15 protein-coding genes are annotated in these 15,611 nt (G+C 65.0%); 14 read left to right on the top strand and 1 reads right to left on the bottom strand.

Annotated elements, in window-relative coordinates; genetic code table 11:
* Positions 1-35: 35 nt before the first annotated feature.
* From NDK18_RS10215 to NDK18_RS10170, 10 genes are all read left to right on the top strand, one after another.
* Entirely contained in the window at positions 36-587 is a 552-nt protein-coding gene (locus tag NDK18_RS10215; protein WP_250623411.1) for a glycine zipper 2TM domain-containing protein, read from the top strand.
* Positions 588-885: 298 nt separating this feature from the next.
* Positions 886-1,893 (top strand): N-acetylornithine carbamoyltransferase, encoded by a 1,008-nt coding sequence (locus NDK18_RS10210; RefSeq protein ID WP_250623410.1) that lies wholly within the window; start codon positions 886-888, stop codon positions 1,891-1,893.
* A 5-nt stretch (positions 1,894-1,898) separates the two neighbouring features.
* Entirely contained in the window at positions 1,899-2,510 is a 612-nt protein-coding gene (locus NDK18_RS10205; RefSeq protein WP_250627729.1) for an FMN-binding negative transcriptional regulator, read from the top strand.
* A gap of 31 nt (positions 2,511-2,541) precedes the next feature.
* On the top strand, positions 2,542-3,732 hold the full coding sequence (locus NDK18_RS10200; protein ID WP_250627728.1) for an argininosuccinate synthase: 1,191 nt from the start codon (positions 2,542-2,544) through the stop codon (positions 3,730-3,732).
* Positions 3,729-4,856 (top strand): acetylornithine deacetylase, encoded by a 1,128-nt coding sequence (locus NDK18_RS10195; protein WP_250623407.1) that lies wholly within the window; start codon positions 3,729-3,731, stop codon positions 4,854-4,856. The genes NDK18_RS10200 and NDK18_RS10195 overlap by 4 nt, the downstream gene beginning before the upstream one ends.
* Positions 4,813-6,162, top strand: coding sequence for an acetylglutamate kinase (locus tag NDK18_RS10190; protein ID WP_284691330.1), 1,350 nt, complete (start codon positions 4,813-4,815; stop codon positions 6,160-6,162). The genes NDK18_RS10195 and NDK18_RS10190 overlap by 44 nt, the downstream gene beginning before the upstream one ends.
* Complete coding sequence (gene argC / locus NDK18_RS10185; protein ID WP_250623405.1) at positions 6,159-7,109, top strand: N-acetyl-gamma-glutamyl-phosphate reductase; 951 nt, start codon at positions 6,159-6,161, stop codon at positions 7,107-7,109. Before NDK18_RS10190 ends, argC begins: the two co-directional genes overlap by 4 nt.
* Before the next feature lie 5 nt (positions 7,110-7,114).
* Entirely contained in the window at positions 7,115-8,410 is a 1,296-nt protein-coding gene (gene argH / locus NDK18_RS10180) for an argininosuccinate lyase (protein ID WP_250627727.1), read from the top strand.
* A gap of 6 nt (positions 8,411-8,416) precedes the next feature.
* A complete protein-coding gene (gene proB / locus NDK18_RS10175; RefSeq protein ID WP_250623403.1) occupies positions 8,417-9,550 on the top strand; it encodes a glutamate 5-kinase in 1,134 nt (377 codons plus the stop codon).
* Positions 9,547-10,794, top strand: a complete 1,248-nt coding sequence (locus NDK18_RS10170; RefSeq protein WP_250627726.1) for a glutamate-5-semialdehyde dehydrogenase — start codon at positions 9,547-9,549, stop codon at positions 10,792-10,794. The genes proB and NDK18_RS10170 overlap by 4 nt, the downstream gene beginning before the upstream one ends.
* Here NDK18_RS10170 and NDK18_RS10165 read toward each other — a convergent pair.
* Positions 10,736-11,686 (bottom strand): LysR family transcriptional regulator, encoded by a 951-nt coding sequence (locus NDK18_RS10165; protein ID WP_250627725.1) that lies wholly within the window; start codon positions 11,684-11,686, stop codon positions 10,736-10,738. The two genes, NDK18_RS10170 and NDK18_RS10165, sit on opposite strands and share 59 nt — an antisense overlap.
* 118 nt (positions 11,687-11,804) lie before the next feature.
* On the opposite strand from NDK18_RS10165, the gene NDK18_RS10160 reads away from it, so the two are divergent.
* The 4 genes from NDK18_RS10160 (at position 11,805) to NDK18_RS10145 (ending at position 15,603) form a co-directional block, all read left to right on the top strand.
* The gene (locus NDK18_RS10160) at positions 11,805-12,227 is read left to right on the top strand and encodes a cupin domain-containing protein (RefSeq protein WP_250627724.1); all 423 of its coding nucleotides are present in this window, start codon (positions 11,805-11,807) and stop codon (positions 12,225-12,227) included.
* Positions 12,228-12,311: 84 nt separating this feature from the next.
* On the top strand, positions 12,312-12,827 hold the full coding sequence (locus NDK18_RS10155; RefSeq protein ID WP_250627723.1) for a pyridoxamine 5'-phosphate oxidase family protein: 516 nt from the start codon (positions 12,312-12,314) through the stop codon (positions 12,825-12,827).
* Positions 12,828-13,057: 230 nt separating this feature from the next.
* Entirely contained in the window at positions 13,058-13,552 is a 495-nt protein-coding gene (locus tag NDK18_RS10150; protein WP_250623398.1) for a cytochrome c oxidase assembly factor Coa1 family protein, read from the top strand.
* Entirely contained in the window at positions 13,549-15,603 is a 2,055-nt protein-coding gene (locus NDK18_RS10145) for a M13 family metallopeptidase (RefSeq protein ID WP_250627722.1), read from the top strand. Before NDK18_RS10150 ends, NDK18_RS10145 begins: the two co-directional genes overlap by 4 nt.
* Positions 15,604-15,611 lie beyond the last annotated feature (8 nt).

The raw sequence follows: 15,611 nt of genomic DNA, 5'->3' as shown, positions 1-15,611 counted from the left end.
CGCAGGCCCTGCGCCTTTTTTCGGAGACCGATCGCATGTCCCGTTTCGTCCTACCAGCCCTGTTGCTTGCCTTTGCGACCACGGGGGCCTTCGCGCAGGACGGCCGCTATGGTCCGCCGCCGCCGCCGTCGGGTGACGCCGATAACGCCCATTTCGGCTGGGCCGACGTGCTCCGCGTGGATCCGGTCTACGGCATCGCCCGTACCGAAACCCCGCGCCAGGAATGCTACGACCAGGAAGTCACCACCCAGAGCCGTGGCACCGGCAGTGCGGCGGGCACCATCCTGGGTGCCGTGGTCGGCGGCGTCCTGGGCAACACCATCGGCAAGGGTGATGGCCGCAAGGCTGCCACCGTGGCCGGCGCGGTCGCCGGCGGTGCCGTCGGCAACGCTGCCAGCCGTGGTCCGGACGGCAGCTACACCAGCACCCAGACCACCTGCCGCGATGTGCGCGCCGTTTCCGAGCAGCGCCGCATCATGGGCTACGATGTCGAATACCGTTACCGGGGCGAGGTCTACAACTCGCGCCTGGCCTACGACCCGGGCGAGCGCCTCCGGGTCCGCGTCTCGGTCTCCCCGGCCGACTGATCCTTGAAAGAAGAAGCCGCCCCCGGGCGGCTTCTTTCTTCTTGCGCATCGCACCAAAGCCGGTCATTATTGCCGTTCACCTTCCGGAATCCCCATGTCCGCAGCCGTCTATACCGCCGAAGTCCTCACCAGCGCCCGCATGGCCGCCGGGATGACCTCGCGTGCTCGTCGACCGCTGGCCGAACATGGCGCCGGGTAGGCTGTCGCACGCGTTTCATGCGCATCGACTAAAAAACCCGGCCACCGTGCCGGGTTTTTTCGTTTTCGTCCCGAGTTTTCCCCTTTCTGGAACCCATAGATGACCATCCGCCATTTTCTTACCACGCAGGATTACAGCCGCGCCGAGATCGACGCGCTGCTCGACCAGGCGGCTGCCTTCAAGCGCAGCAGGCAAGGTAAGCAGATGGCGGGCAAATCCATCGCCCTGATGTTCTTCAACCCGTCCATGCGCACCCGCACCAGCTTCGAGCTGGGTGCCTTCCAGCTGGGTGGGCATGCCATCGTGCTGGCACCGGGCAAGGATGCGTGGCCCATCGAGTTCGAGGCGGGGACGGTGATGGACGGTGACACCGAGGAGCACATTGCCGAAGTGGCCCGCGTGCTGTCGCGCTATGTGGACATGATCGCCGTGCGCGCCTTTCCGAAGTTCATCGACTGGAACGAAGACCGCAAGGACAAGGTGATAGCAGCCTTCGCCAAGCATGCCACGGTGCCGGTGGTGAACATGGAGACCATCACCCATCCCTGCCAGGAACTGGCCCACGCCATGGCCATGCGCGAGCACCTGGGTGATCTTTCGAAGAAGAAATACGTGCTTACCTGGACCTACCACCCCAAGCCGCTCAACACGGCGGTGGCGAACTCGGCGCTCCTGATCGCCACCAAGATGGGCATGGACGTCACCCTGCTTTGCCCCACGCCTGATTACATCCTGGACGAGCGCTACATGGCCTTCGGCCGCGAGAACGCGAAGGCCAACGGTGGTTCGCTGCGCGTGTCGCACGACATCGAAGAGGCCTACAGCGGCGCCCATGTCGTGTACGCCAAGAGCTGGGGCGCGATCCCGTTCTTCGGCCGCTGGGAAGAAGAAAAAGCCATTCGCGATGCCAACAAGCACTTCATTGTGGATGAGGCGAAGATGGCGCTTACCGATAGCGGCCTCTTCAGCCATTGCCTGCCGCTGCGCAGGAACGTCAAGGCGACCGACGCGGTGATGGATTCGCCCGCCTGCATCGCCATCGACGAGGCCGAGAACCGCCTGCACGTACAGAAGGCGGTGATGGCCTCGCTGCTGGCCGGACAGTAATCTCCATGTACACGCCCGTAGCCTTCGCCGAAAGCCGCGCCGATGTCGTGCACGCGCTGCTGCGTGCGCATCCGTTCGCCACGGTGATCGTGCAGGGGAATGATGGCTCCGTCGTCAATCACCTGCCGATGGAACTGGTGGAGGGCAACCTGCATGGCCACGTGGCCCGCGGCAACGAACTGGCGTCGTTCGACGGCGCCGCGGTGCTTGCGATTTTCCACGGACCCGACGGCTACATCAGCCCGAACTGGTATCCCAGCAAACACGAGACCGGCCGCGACGTTCCCACCTGGAACTACGCCGTGGCCCACGTGCATGGCCGCCTGCGCGTGACGCAGGACAAGACCTGGCTGCGCGCCTTGCTCGATCGGCTCACCGACCGCTTCGAGGCTGGCGAACCCGCCCCGTGGCACGTGCACGATGCGCCAGCCGACTACGTTGAAAAACTGCTGGGTGCGATCAGCGGCATCGAGATAGTCGTCGAGCGCATCGAGGCGAAGTACAAATTGAACCAGAACCATCCACCGGCCAACCGTGCCGGCGTGATCGCCGGGCTGCACCGGCGCGGCGAGCCCGGCGACGCCGCGCTGGCTGATCTCATGACCTCTCACGCTTGAAAAATTAAATCCCCAGGACAGATACCTACCCATGAGCAAAGACATCGTTCTCGCCTTCTCCGGTGGCCTCGACACCAGCTTCTGCGTGCCCTACCTGCAGGAGCGCGGCTGGGCCGTGCATACCGTGTTCGCCGACACCGGCGGCGTCGATGCCGAAGAGCGCGCCTTCATCGAAGAGCGCGCGGCCGAACTGAAGGTGGCCAGCCACCGCACCGTCGATGGCGGCCCGGCGATCTGGGAAGGCTTCGTCAAGCCGTTCGTGTACGCCGGCGAGGGCTACCAGGGCCAGTACCCGCTGCTGGTATCCGATCGCTACCTGATCGTCGATGCGGCGATTGCCCGCGCCCAGGAATTGGGCACGCGCGCCATCGCCCACGGCTGCACCGGCATGGGCAACGACCAGGTCCGCTTCGACCTGGCCGTGAAGGCGCTGGGCGATTACGAGATCGTCGCCCCGATCCGCGAGATCCAGAAAGAGCACACGCAGACCCGTGCCTACGAGCAGGCCTACCTGGAAGAGCGCGGTTTCGAAGTGCGCGCCAAGCAGAAGAGCTACACCATCAACGAGAACCTCCTGGGCGTTACCCTTTCCGGTGGCGAGATCGATCACTGGAAGGAACCGGGCGAAGGCTCCCGCGGCTGGTGCAAGCCGCGCGCCGAATGGCCTTCAGAAGCCTTGAGAGTGACGATCGGCTTCGAGAAGGGCGAGGCGGTTTCCATCGACGGGCAGAAACTCCCCGGTGCCAAGCTGCTGGCGACGTTGAATGCGCTGTTCGCCCCGTACGGCGTGGGCCGCGGCATGTACACCGGCGACACCACGATCGGCCTCAAGGGGCGCATCGTCTATGAAGCACCGGGGCTGATCAGCCTGCTGGCAGCGCATCGCGCACTGGAAGAAGCCGTGCTGACCAAACAGCAGAACCGCTTCAAGCCGGAAGTCGCCCGCAAGTGGGTGGAGGTGGTGTACGAGGGTTTCTTCCATGATCCGATCAAGACCGACCTTGAAGCGTACCTGGCTTCCAGCCAGGCCTGCGTCACCGGCGAAGTGGTGCTGCACACTTCCGGTGCACAGGTGACCGCGGTGGAGATTCGCTCGCCGCATATCTTGAATGCCAAGGGCGCAACCTATGCCCAGTCGGCTGACTGGGGCGTGGCCGAGGCCGAAGGCTTCATCAAGCTCTTCGGCATGAGCTCCACCCTCTGGGCCGAAGTGAACCGATGAGCACCGCCGATACCACCATCGATAGCGCTGGGCTGCTAAAGGCCACGCTCGGGCACCTGCGTGCTCTCGTCAGCCACGACACGCGCAATCCGCCGCGCGAGATCGGCACCGGCGGCATCTTCGATTACTTGCGCGACCAGCTGCAGGGTTTCGACGTGGCCGTTACCGATTACGGTGCGGGCGCGGTCACCCTGTTTGCCACGCGGGGAAATCCGAAATACCTGTTCAACGTGCACCTGGATACGGTGCCCGATTCGCCGCACTGGACGCAGAATCCGCACACCTTGACGGTAACGGAAGACCGCGCCGTGGGCCTGGGCGCCTGCGACATCAAGGGTGCGGCCGCAGCACTGGTAGCCGTGGCGCAGGCTTCCAAGGGTGACATGGCCATCCTGCTGTCCACGGACGAGGAAGCCAACGATGCGCGCTGCATCGAGGGGTTCCTGAAATCCAATCCCCGGTACGAAGCCGTGATCGTCGCGGAGCCCACCCAGGGCGAGGCGGTGCTGGCCCACCGCGGCATCCACTCGGTGCAGATGCGCTTCAAGGGCCGGGCAGGGCATGCCTCGGGTGACCAGCAGCCCAGCGACAGCGCCTTGCACCAGGCCATCCGCTGGGGTGCCGCCGCACTGGACTTCCAGCAGGCGCAGTCGCACGAGCGTTTCGGTGGTTTGACAGGCCTGCGTTTCAACATCGGCAAGGTCGAGGGTGGCATCAAGGCCAACATGATCGCGCCCACCGGCGACATCCGCTTCGGCTTCCGTCCCCTGCCATCGATGGACGCCGATCGCATGCTCGAGACCTTCCGTACCCTGGTCGAGCCCTTGCCCGTGGAATACGGCGAGACCTTCCGCGGCGATTCGCTTCCCGCCGGCGACACCGCCACCGCCGAGGCACGCCGCCTGGCCGCACGCGATATCGCCGATGACCTGGGCATTCCCGTGGGCAACGCCGTGGACTTCTGGACGGAAGCTGCGCTGTTCTCCGCCGCCGGCTTCATCTCGTTCGTCTACGGCCCCGGGAATATCGCCCAGGCGCACACCGCCGATGAGTGGGTGTCGCTTGCCCAACTTGAAGACTATGCCCGCACCATCTACAGGATCGTGGACAGTGGAAACGCATAAGCACACTCGAAAGACCATTGTGCGCCTGCTCTCGAGCATGGGCAGCGCACGGGAAATCCAGCAATACCTGAAACGCTTCTCGCAACTCGACGCCAGCCGCTTCGCGGTGGTGAAGGTCGGCGGCGCGGTGCTGCGCGATGATCTGCCCGCGCTCACCTCCTCGCTGGCCTTCCTGCAGCAGGTGGGGCTGACGCCGATCGTGCTGCATGGCGCCGGACCGCAACTGGACGAGGAACTCTCGGCCGCGGGAATCGTGAAACAGACCGTGGGTGGGCTGCGCGTTACCTCGCCCCAGGCGCTGGCCATCGTGCGCCGCGTATTCCAGGCACAGAACCTGCGCTTGGTCGAAGCGCTGCAACAGTCCGATACTCGCGCCACCTCGGTGCCCTCGGGCGTGTTCGCTTCCGATTTCCTCGACCGGGAAACCTACGGCCTGGTCGGCAAGGTGCGCGAGATCAACCTGGCGCCGATCGAGGCGAGCCTGCGTGCTGGCTCCATCCCTGTGATCGCGAGCCTGGGCGAAACCGACAGCGGCCAGATCCTGAACATCAACGCCGATTTCGCCGCCAACGAACTGGTACGCGTACTGCAGCCATACAAGATCGTCTTCCTCACCGGCACCGGCGGCTTGCTCGATGGCGAAGGCAGGATCATCGATTCGATCAACCTGTCCACCGAATACGATGCGCTGCTGAAGCAGCCCTGGTTGCATTCGGGCATGCGCCTGAAGATCGAGCAGATCAAGGATCTTCTGGACGGCCTGCCGTTGACCTCCAGCGTGTCGATCACCCAGCCCTCGGAACTGGCCAAGGAACTCTTCACCCACAAGGGTTCGGGCACGCTGGTGCGCCGTGGCGAGCGCGTGCTGAAGTTCGAGTCGTGGCAGGGCGTGGACCTTGAGCGCATGCGCAGCCTGGTGGAATCGAGCTTCGGCCGGTCGGTGGTTGCCGATTACTTCGAGCGAACCACGCCTTATCGCATCTACGTCAGCGAGAACTATCGCGCTGCGATGATCCTCACCAACGAAGACGGCTACACCTACCTGGACAAGTTCGCCGTGCTCGACGACGCCCAGGGCGAAGGCCTGGGGCGTGCCGTATGGCAGGTGATGCGCGATGAAAACCCACGCCTGTTCTGGCGTTCGCGCCATGGCAATGCCATCAATCATTTCTACTACGCTGAATCCGACGGCTGCTACAAACAGGAACGCTGGAAAGTGTTCTGGTACGGCATGCCCGACTTCGCGGATATCGAACGCTGCGTGGCGCATTGCGCCGTGCGGCCTGCCACCTTGGTGGAACCATGATTTCAAAAAGCATCGGCATCGTTGGCGCCCGCGGGCACACCGGCGCTGAATTGATCCGCCTGGTCCAGGCTCATCCAGGCCTTGAGCTCGCTTTTGTATCCTCGCGCGAGCTTGCCGGTGAGCGCGTGGCCGACCACATCGACGGTTTCGCCGGCGATCTCCGCTACGAGAGCCTGGATGCCGAGGGCGTGGCAGCGAAGGGCGCCGACGCCGTCGTGCTGGCCTTGCCCAATGGCAAGGCAGCGCCCTACGTCGAGGCGCTGGATGCCGCAAAACCGGACACCGTGATCGTGGACCTCTCGGCCGACTACCGCTTCAACGAAGCTTGGTACTACGGCCTGCCGGAATTGACCCGCGGGCTATGGCGTGGCCAGAAGAAAGTAAGCAATCCCGGTTGCTACGCCACGGCCATCCAGTTATCGGTCGAGCCGCTGAAGGATCTCCTGGCAGCACCGCCGGTGTCGTTCGGCGTATCGGGCTATTCCGGCGCCGGCACCACGCCTTCGGACAAGAACGATCCGGAGAAGCTCCGCGACAACCTGATCCCGTACACGCTCACCGGCCACACGCACGAGCGCGAAGCAAGCCGCCACCTGGGCGTGCCGGTGGAATTCCTGCCGCACGTTGCACCGCATTTCCGTGGCCTTACCGTCACCACCAATATCTACGTGGCGCGACCGGTGAAGGTGGAAGATATCGCCGCACGCTTCCGTCAGCGCTATGCCAGCGAGCCGTTGGTAAAGGTGCTCGATGAAGCGCCGTGGGTGAGCCGCATCGCCCACAAGCACCATGCGGAAGTCGGCGGCTTCACCGTATCCAACGATGGCAAGCGCGTGGTGGTGGTGGCAACGCTGGACAATCTCCTTAAAGGCGCGGCCACCCAGGCCATGCAGAACCTCAACCAGGTGCTCGGCTTCGACGAGTTCACTGCCATTCCCAAGGACTGATCGCCATGGCACAACCCCTGTGGCAAAAAGCCGACAGCAAGGTGGACGCGCGGATCATGAAATTCCTCGCAGGCGCCGATGTCGTGCTTGACCGGGAATTCTTCCTGCACGACATCCAGGCCAGCCAGGCCCACGTGCAGGGCCTGGCACGCATCGGCGTGGTCAGCCACGACGAAGCCGCCGCCATTGCGCGCGAGCTCAACGTCCTGGCCGATGATTTCCGCAGCGGCAGCTTCGTCTTGGACGACCGCTTCGAAGACGGCCACTCGGCCATCGAGGCGCGCCTCACCGAGCGCCTGGGCGATGCCGGCCGCCGCGTGCATACCGGTCGCAGCCGCAACGACCAGATCCTGGTGGCCACGCGCCTGTGGCTGAAGGACCAGCTCGCCCATCTGGCGGCGCTCGACATCGCCATTGCCCGCACCTGCCTTGACCGCGCCGCGGCCGAAAGCCTGCCCCTGCCAGGCTACACACACCTGCAGCGGGCCGTGGTCTCGTCCACGGCCATGTGGTTCGCAGGCTTCGCCGAAGGCTTCATCGACAACGCCGTCCGCGCGCGCGCCACCGCCGACTGGATCGACGCCAATCCGCTTGGCACTGCCGCGGGCTACGGCGTGAACCTGCCGCTTGATCGCCAGTACACCACCGCCGCGCTTGGCTTCGGCCGTATGCAGGTGTCACCGATCTATGCGCAGCTGTCGCGCGGCAAGTTCGAGATGGCCGCGCTGGAGGCGATGACATCCGCGTTGCTGGACCTGCGTCGCCTGGCCTGGGACCTCTCGCTGTTCACCACGGCCGAGTTCGACTTCGTCTCCCTTCCCGCCGAATACACCACCGGTTCGTCGATCATGCCGAACAAGCGCAACCCGGACGTGGTGGAACTGCTGCGAGCCAGTTACGCCACGGTCGCCGCCGCGCGCACCGAGATCGAACAGCTGCTGTCGCTCCCTTCCGGCTACCAGCGCGACCTGCAATTCTCCAAGGGCTCGCTGTTCCATGGCTTCACCCATGGATTGTCAGCGCTGGAACTGGTGCCGGACATGCTGGCCCGGATGACATGGAAGGCCGAGCGCATGCGCGCGGCGATCGAGCCTGCGATGTATGCCACGGACGTGGCCATCGAGCAGGCCGCCGCCGGCGTACCGTTCCGTGATGCTTACCGTGCCGCCGCCGAGACGGCAGCATCGGCGGGCGAGGGCCGGAGCCCTGAATCCAGCCTCGCCGCGCGCGTGTCGCCCGGAGCGGGGCATGCGCTGGGACTGGACGAACTCCGCGCCCGCCTCGACGCGCTGGCAGGCTAGGCGGCCATGGCACCGGCCTTCAGCGAACGCGCACTGCCACCCTGGCGCCGCGCCGTGCTGAAGGTCGGCAGCAGCCTGTTGGCGGCACCGGATGGTGGCGTCACGCCGAGGCACGCGCTGGGGCTGGCCCATTTCGTTTCCGCCTGCCATGCGCTGGGACGCGACGTGGTGATCGTATCCTCCGGGGCCGTGGCGGCTGGTCGCGCCGTGGCTGGCAAGACCGTGGGTGAGCACGCACCCCTTGCCCAGCGCCAGGCCCTGGCGGCACTTGGCCAGGCCTCGCTGATGGCCCTGTGGCAACGTTTCTTCGATCGTCCCGTGGCCCAGGTACTGTTGACCCACGACGACCTGCGCAACCGCCGCCGCTACCTCAACGCCCGCGCCACGCTTACCGAGCTCCTGGCTATCGGTGCGTTGCCGGTGGTGAATGAGAACGACACCGTGGCGGTGGAGGAGTTGAAGCTCGGTGACAACGACAACCTGGCCGCCACTGTGGCGGCGCTGGTGGACGCCGACCTGCTTCTGATCGCCACCGATATCGGTGGCCTTTATTCCGCCCATCCACGCGATCCGGGCGCGCAGCCTGTGGACGACGTGGCGGCGATCACCGTGGACATCCTGCGCATGGCCGGCGGAGCCGGCTCCGCCGCTGGCACCGGTGGCATGGTGACCAAACTGCAGGCGGCGCAGAAGGCGGCCAGCGCTGGTATCGCTACGATCCTCTTCGATGGCAGCGACGCCGATACCGTTCGGCTGCTTGCCCAGCAGCGTTTCCGCGGTACGTGGCTGCATGCTGCCGGCGGGCGCCTGGCCGCACGCAAATATTGGCTGCGCCATGCACCGGCCGTGGATGGCGGCATCGACGTGGATGCGGGCGCTGCCGCGGCGATCACCGGGCGTGGCGCTTCGTTGCTGCCAGGCGGCATTACCTCGGCGCGCGGGGAATTCAGCCGCGGCGACATGGTGGACATCCACCATGACGGCCAGCGCATCGCCCGCGGCATCACCCAGTATGCGGCGACGGACATCCGTCGCATCGCCGGCCGGCATACCCGTGATATCGATGGCGTGCTCGGCTATAGCTATGGCGAGTCCGTCGTGCATCGCGACGACATGGTGATGGCTAAGGAGATCGCATGAAGGGCATCGTTGAACAGGCGTTGGCATGCAGGGACGCATCGTCTACGGTCGCCGCGCTGGACGGTGATGCGCGGCGCCGATTGCTGCACGCCATGGCCGATGCGATCGTGGCTGCGAGCACGGACATACGGGCCGCGAATTCGCTCGACACCGAAGCCGCTCAAGCCCGGGGCATCGCCACGGCCATGCTCGACCGTCTGCGCCTGGACGACACTCGTATACAGGCCATGGCCCAGGGTGTCCGCGACGTGGCGACTTTGCCCGATCCCGTCGGCGTGGTGACGCGCCGCGAAATCCGCCCCAACGGCATCGTGGTGGAGCGCGTGCGTGTGCCGCTAGGCACCATCGCGATGATCTACGAGGCCCGTCCCAACGTCACCGCCGATGCCGCCGCGCTGTGCCTGATGGCGGGCAATGGCGTGGTGTTGCGCGGCGGTTCGGAGGCGGCGCATTCGAATGCGGCCATTGCCCGTGCGATCGCCACGGCGCTGGAAGCTAACGGCGTGCCCGGCGCTGCCGTGAGCGTGGTAGAGGATCTTTCGCGCGACGCCATGGTGCAGCTCCTGCAGCTCACCGACGTCATCGACCTTGCCATTCCCCGCGGCGGGGAAGGCCTGATCCGCTTCGTCGCCGAGCACGCCCGCGTGCCGGTGATCAAGCACTACAAGGGCGTGTGCCATCTGTACGTGGACAGCGCAGCCGACCTTGATCTTGCCCTGCGCCTGCTGGTGGATGGCAAGGCGAGCCGTCCCGGCGTGTGCAACGCACTGGAAACGCTGCTGGTGCATGCCGACGTGGCCGCCCAGTTCCTGCCCCGGGCCGTAGCCGCGTTATCCCAGGTCGAGTGGCGCGGTTGCGACCGGTCGCGTGCCATTGCGACCATGGCCAGCGCCACCGAAGAAGACTATGCCGCCGAATTCCTCGACCTGATCATCGCGGTGCGCGTGGTGGACAGCCTGGACGACACCATCGCGCACATCCGTCGATTCGGCTCCGACCACACCGAGGTGATCGCCACGCGCAACGCCGCCACCGCTGATCGCTTCGTAGCGGCCCTACGTTCGGCCGTGGTGATGGTCAACGCCTCCTCGCGCTTCAGCGACGGCGGCGAACTGGGCCTGGGCGCCGAGATCGGCATCTCCACCACCCGCCTGCATGCTTATGGGCCGATGGGCGCCGAGTCGCTCACGATCGAGCGGTTCGTCGTGCGCGGGGAAGGGCAGGTGCGCCACCCGGTGGCGTAGCAGGAGAGGCAAGCACGGACGCCAAGTGATCCACGAGCAGCCTCACCTTCGCCGGGATATGCCGGTTAGAAGGAAAAAGTGCGTGGATGGGTTGGGCGGGTAGTGACCAGCTGGGTAGCAGCTCCACCAGTGCGCCTTGCCGTGTGTCTTCATCGACAAGCATGTCGGGAAGGACGGCCACGCCCAGGTGCGCCAGGGCGGCCAGACGAATCGCCGCGGCGTGGTTGCACAGCAGGCTGCCGCGCGGTTGCACGCTTACTTGGTGCGATCTCTGCCGGAAAATCCAGACGGGCGCGGGCGCTGCGTTGCCCAACTGCAAACCCGCGTAATCGGCAAGGTCGGCCGGCTTTGTCGGGGAGCCGTGCGCATCGAGGTACCGTGGCGTCGCCACCAGTACGCGGCGGTTCTCGCCGATGCGGCGCGCGACCTGCTCGGAGTCGGGCAGGTCGCCCACGCGGATGGCGAGGTCGTAGCCCTCGTCGATCAGGTCCACGTAACGATTACCCGCGAACAGTTCCACCTGAACGCGCGGGTGGTCAGCCATGAAGATGGCCAGCGCCGGCATCACGCGCGCATCGGTCAAGCCCGTGGGCACGCTAAGCCGTATGCGCCCGGCCATTTCCTGACTGGCGTTGTCCGCCAACGCATCGGCCGCATCGAGCTGCGCCAGCAGCGCTTCGCACCGCGTGAAATAGGCCTGGCCGGCTTCGGTCAGGCTTACCGATCGGCTTGTACGCTGCACCAGGCGCACGCCAAGGCGCTCTTCCAGGCGGGACACGCTGCGGCTCACCGACGACGCACTTACGCCCAGCACGCCGGCAGCCTGGGTAAAGCCGCGCTGGCGCGCCACCTCGACGAAGTGCATCAATTGCACGAACCGGTCCGACTTCATTGCGTCACCTGCAACGTTGCATTCCCCTGCGGGGGATTTATCGCGGCGGCACCCAGGCGCAGACTTATTCCTGCCAGGCGCGACGCTGTGTCCGCCGACGATAGCAAAGAGGTGGATCATGAAGAAGATCGCAGGCAAGGGCGCCTTGCTGATGGCTGCTGCGTGCGCTGCGTGCGGAGCCGCTGGCCCCGCGGCGGCCGGGACGGGTGACATCGTGCGCAAGCCGTTGTTGTCGGCATCGCTGGCGGCAGGAACCCGGGTGGGCAGGGTCGAGGTCAAGGAAATTACCCTGGCCGAAGGGCAGCCTACAGGGCGTCACCGGCATCCGGCTCCGGTCATCTGCTACGTGGTCAAGGGAACCATCCTATTCCAGGTAGAAGGTCAACCGGCCAAGGAATATCCCGCGGGTTCGGCCGTCTTTGAGCCCGCCAACACCGTGATCGAACACTTTGATCCCGTGGGCGGCCCCGCGACCTTCGTGGCCAATTACCTGCTGGAGGAAGAGAACCAACCGTTGATCCAGATGCTTCCGCCTGGCTGAACCTGGACTCCGTGCAAGATGGCGTTGAACGGGTAACATCCCCGGAGCAGTCCATCCCACGACGCTTTTAGCCGGAAGAATGCCATGGCAGACCTGCAACAAGCCCTTTGCGCCGACGACGCGCGGGGCTACCTTGAAGGGGCCGCAGAGCTCGTGGCCCATGTGCAGTTCTGCTGGCTGGTCACCACCGATGCGCTCGATGGCACCAACGCAAGGCCGATGGGACGCATCCTTCACCACCACGATCAACACGCCTGGATCATCCGCTTCGTCACCGACATGCGTTCGAAGAAGGCGGCGGAGATCCTGCGTTCGGAAACCATCGGACTCATCGTCCAGGATGACGCCCAACAGGCTTTCGCGTGGCTGACGGGAAGCGCGGGCCTGCTTGGTGGCTTCGAAGACGTACGGCGTTACTGGAAGGACGCCTATGCGGCGTATTTTCCAAGCCCCGAAGACCAGGCCAACGTTGCGTTCGTCGAGGTCCGCGTCGAACGCATGGCGCTGTGGATCAAGGGAGTTACACCCGAACCCTTCGGTATCCGTCCCACTTGCCTGGAACGTGATGCGGACAACACCTGGCACAGCGCGCCGGCGTGAGGGTGCTGCAGGCAGGAGCTTCTGCTGCTGCCCGTACACATTCGCGAGATCCTGCGCCCTTGCCGCGCGGCGAGGCCTTGCGCGACACTCATTCCTGACCAGGGGAATAAGGGTAGGGCATGGAGAACACATCCGGGCGCGGTCCATCGTCTGAAGTACCGTCGGAAGTCGATCGTTGGAACTGGGGAGCGTTCCTCCTGAACTGGATCTGGGGCATCGGCAACAGCACGATGATCGCCCTGCTTGTTTTCATCCCGTTGGTCGGCATCGTCATGATGTTCGTGCTGGGCGCCAAGGGCAGCGCCTGGGCCTGGCAGAACAGGCACTGGGACAGCGTTGAACAGTTCAGGGCCACCCAGCGTACCTGGGCCAGGTGGGGCATCGCGGTATGGGTTTTGCTGCCGCTTTTTTTGGTCGGGATGTTCCTGACCATCACCCACGGGATGAAGAGCTCCGGCGCGTATCAGGTGGCCCTTGCCAATGCCAGGGCCAATGCGGAAGTCGTCCAGATCGTCGGCGAACCGATGTCGGCAGACACGCCGATGGGCAGCATCCAGGTTAGCGGCCCGGATGGGCGGGCGGATCTTTCCTTCGAGCTTGAGGGCCCGCATGGCAAAGGCACGATCTACGTCGAGGCGGAGAAACACCTGGGCCAATGGGAGGCCAAACGCGAGGTATTCCAGGATTCAGCGAGCGGGCGCCGGATCGACATCAAGCAACCATGAGCAAGCTACCCAGGCTCGCGCTTTGCGCTTTTCTGTGTGCGCTGACGACGACGCTTGCGGCCGCCGAGAACTCGATAACAGCAAAAGTCCCCGATGGCGGCGATGCTGCCATCAGGCCAGGGGATGATTTCTACCGCTATGCCAACGGCCATTGGCTCGATACCACGCCACTGCCGAGCGACCACATGGAGGTGGGCACGCTGCAGGGCATGATTGACCGAACAACGGGGCAATTGCATGAACTGATGGAGGCCCAGGCGTCGGCCTCAGGCCACGAGCCCTCCGATGCCGCCGGAAAAGTGGGGGCGTACTATCGCGCTTACCTCGACCAGCCAAGACGCGATGCACTAGGGTGGCAACCCATCAAGCCGCTGCTCGACGGCGTACGCCAGGCAACCACGAAAGATGCGCAAGTGGCGCTGATGGGCCGGGCGCCGATGAGCTTCGAGGGATCGCTGTTCGGGCTCACCGTGGACGTGGATCATCGCGATCCAGAACACGCGGCGGTGTTCCTGAGCCTTTCCGGCACCGCGCTACCTGATCGTGCTTACTATCTCGACAAGCGATTTGCTGCGCAACGCTCGGCGTATCGCAACTACCTCACTGCATCGTTTGCGCGCATCGGCTGGCCGTTACCCGCGGATGCGGCTGGCCGGGTGCTGGACTTCGAAACGGCGCTGGCCAGCGCCAGCTGGAGCCAGGCACAACAGCGTGACGTACTGTCGACGAACAACCAGGTGACACTTGCCGAGCTTGAACGACAGGCGCCGGGGTTCGCATGGCAGCGCTTCCTTGCAGCTTCGGGCATTCCCGAGAACGCCCGTCTGGTGATGGTGGAAAAGGCTGCTTTTCCGCAGGTCGCCAAGCTGTTCGCCGCAACACCGTTGTCCACCATCGAGGCTTGGCAGGCTGCACGTATCATCGATCACGCATCGCCTGTGCTGTCCACCGACTTCACCGATGCATGGTTTCGCTTCCATGGCATGGCGCTGGCGGGACAATCATCGCCGCCGGCGCCCTGGCACCTGGCCGTCCAGACCATCTCCGGCAGCGGGTGCCCCGGCGACCCGTCGGTATGCTTCGGAAGCCTGCGCTGGAGCGTAGGGCAGCTGTACGTGGCGAAGTATTTCCCGGCATCTTCGCGCGACAGCGTGCGAGCGATGATCCGGGAGCTGCGCGATGCGTATCGCAGTCGCATCGACAAGCTTGCATGGATGTCGCCCGAAACCAGGGCAGAGGCGCAGCGCAAACTGCTCGCCTACACGGTGAATGTCGGCTACCCCGACCACTGGCGCCAGGATGCCCCCGACGTGATTCGAGACGACGACCTGGTCGGCGACGTCCTGCGATCAGCCGCCGTGGACTGGCGCTACGAGCTCGGGCGACTCTCCCGCCCGGTGGACCCGACCGAGTGGGAGGAAGCGCCGCAGACGGTGGACGCCGAGAACGGCGAGGCGTTGAATATCGAATTCCCCGCGGCGCTGCTGCAGCCGCCCCTGTTCGATCGACAAGGCGATGCGGCCGCGAACTACGGCGCGCTCGGTTCGTATATCGGCCACGAATTCACGCACGGTTTCGACGATGACGGCCGCCACATGGATGCGGACAACCTCCTTCGAGACTGGTGGGGCAAAGCCGACGACCGCGCATTCGCCCGTCGCGCCGCCACGCTTGGCAGGCAATACTCCGCCACCGAACCCGTGCCCGGCATGCATGTCGATGCCGGCCAGACCATGGGCGAGAATATCGCCGACCTCGGCGGCGTTACCCTGGCCCTGGATGCCTATCACCGATCCCTGACAGGCAAGACGGCATCCACGGTGGATGGTTTTACCGGTGACCAGCGCTTCTTCCTTGCATGGGCCCGGCTGTGGCGAGGCAAAAAGACGCCCGAAGCGCTGCGCGACCAGGTGACGGACGACGTGCACTCGCCATACCCGGAACGCGTCAACATCCCTTTCCGGAATATCGATGCCTGGTACGAGGCCTTCGGGGTTAAGGCTGGCGATCGGCTGTACCTGCCGCCGGGGCAAAGAGTGCAAATCTGGTAGGCAATCAT

The organism is Pinirhizobacter soli (assembly GCF_015905305.1).
GTDB classification, from domain to species: Bacteria; Pseudomonadota; Gammaproteobacteria; order Xanthomonadales; family Rhodanobacteraceae; genus Pinirhizobacter; species Pinirhizobacter soli.
The sequence above is the reverse complement of the archived record's forward strand: the minus strand, read 5'-3'. Positions and strand labels throughout refer to the sequence as shown.

Excerpts from the sequence above, each read along its gene's own strand:
- NDK18_RS10215 (WP_250623411.1), top strand. The coding sequence starts at position 36 with ATGTCCCGTTTCGTCCTACCAGCCCTGTTGCTTGCCTTTGCGACCACG.
- NDK18_RS10210 (WP_250623410.1), top strand. The coding sequence starts at position 886 with ATGACCATCCGCCATTTTCTTACCACGCAGGATTACAGCCGCGCCGAG.
- NDK18_RS10205 (WP_250627729.1), top strand. The coding sequence starts at position 1,899 with ATGTACACGCCCGTAGCCTTCGCCGAAAGCCGCGCCGATGTCGTGCAC.
- NDK18_RS10200 (WP_250627728.1), top strand. The coding sequence starts at position 2,542 with ATGAGCAAAGACATCGTTCTCGCCTTCTCCGGTGGCCTCGACACCAGC.
- NDK18_RS10195 (WP_250623407.1), top strand. The coding sequence starts at position 3,729 with ATGAGCACCGCCGATACCACCATCGATAGCGCTGGGCTGCTAAAGGCC.
- NDK18_RS10190 (WP_284691330.1), top strand. The coding sequence starts at position 4,813 with ATGCCCGCACCATCTACAGGATCGTGGACAGTGGAAACGCATAAGCAC.
- argC (WP_250623405.1), top strand. The coding sequence starts at position 6,159 with ATGATTTCAAAAAGCATCGGCATCGTTGGCGCCCGCGGGCACACCGGC.
- argH (WP_250627727.1), top strand. The coding sequence starts at position 7,115 with ATGGCACAACCCCTGTGGCAAAAAGCCGACAGCAAGGTGGACGCGCGG.
- proB (WP_250623403.1), top strand. The coding sequence starts at position 8,417 with ATGGCACCGGCCTTCAGCGAACGCGCACTGCCACCCTGGCGCCGCGCC.
- NDK18_RS10170 (WP_250627726.1), top strand. The coding sequence starts at position 9,547 with ATGAAGGGCATCGTTGAACAGGCGTTGGCATGCAGGGACGCATCGTCT.
- NDK18_RS10165 (WP_250627725.1), bottom strand. The coding sequence starts at position 11,686 with ATGAAGTCGGACCGGTTCGTGCAATTGATGCACTTCGTCGAGGTGGCG.
- NDK18_RS10160 (WP_250627724.1), top strand. The coding sequence starts at position 11,805 with ATGAAGAAGATCGCAGGCAAGGGCGCCTTGCTGATGGCTGCTGCGTGC.
- NDK18_RS10155 (WP_250627723.1), top strand. The coding sequence starts at position 12,312 with ATGGCAGACCTGCAACAAGCCCTTTGCGCCGACGACGCGCGGGGCTAC.
- NDK18_RS10150 (WP_250623398.1), top strand. The coding sequence starts at position 13,058 with ATGATCGCCCTGCTTGTTTTCATCCCGTTGGTCGGCATCGTCATGATG.
- NDK18_RS10145 (WP_250627722.1), top strand. The coding sequence starts at position 13,549 with ATGAGCAAGCTACCCAGGCTCGCGCTTTGCGCTTTTCTGTGTGCGCTG.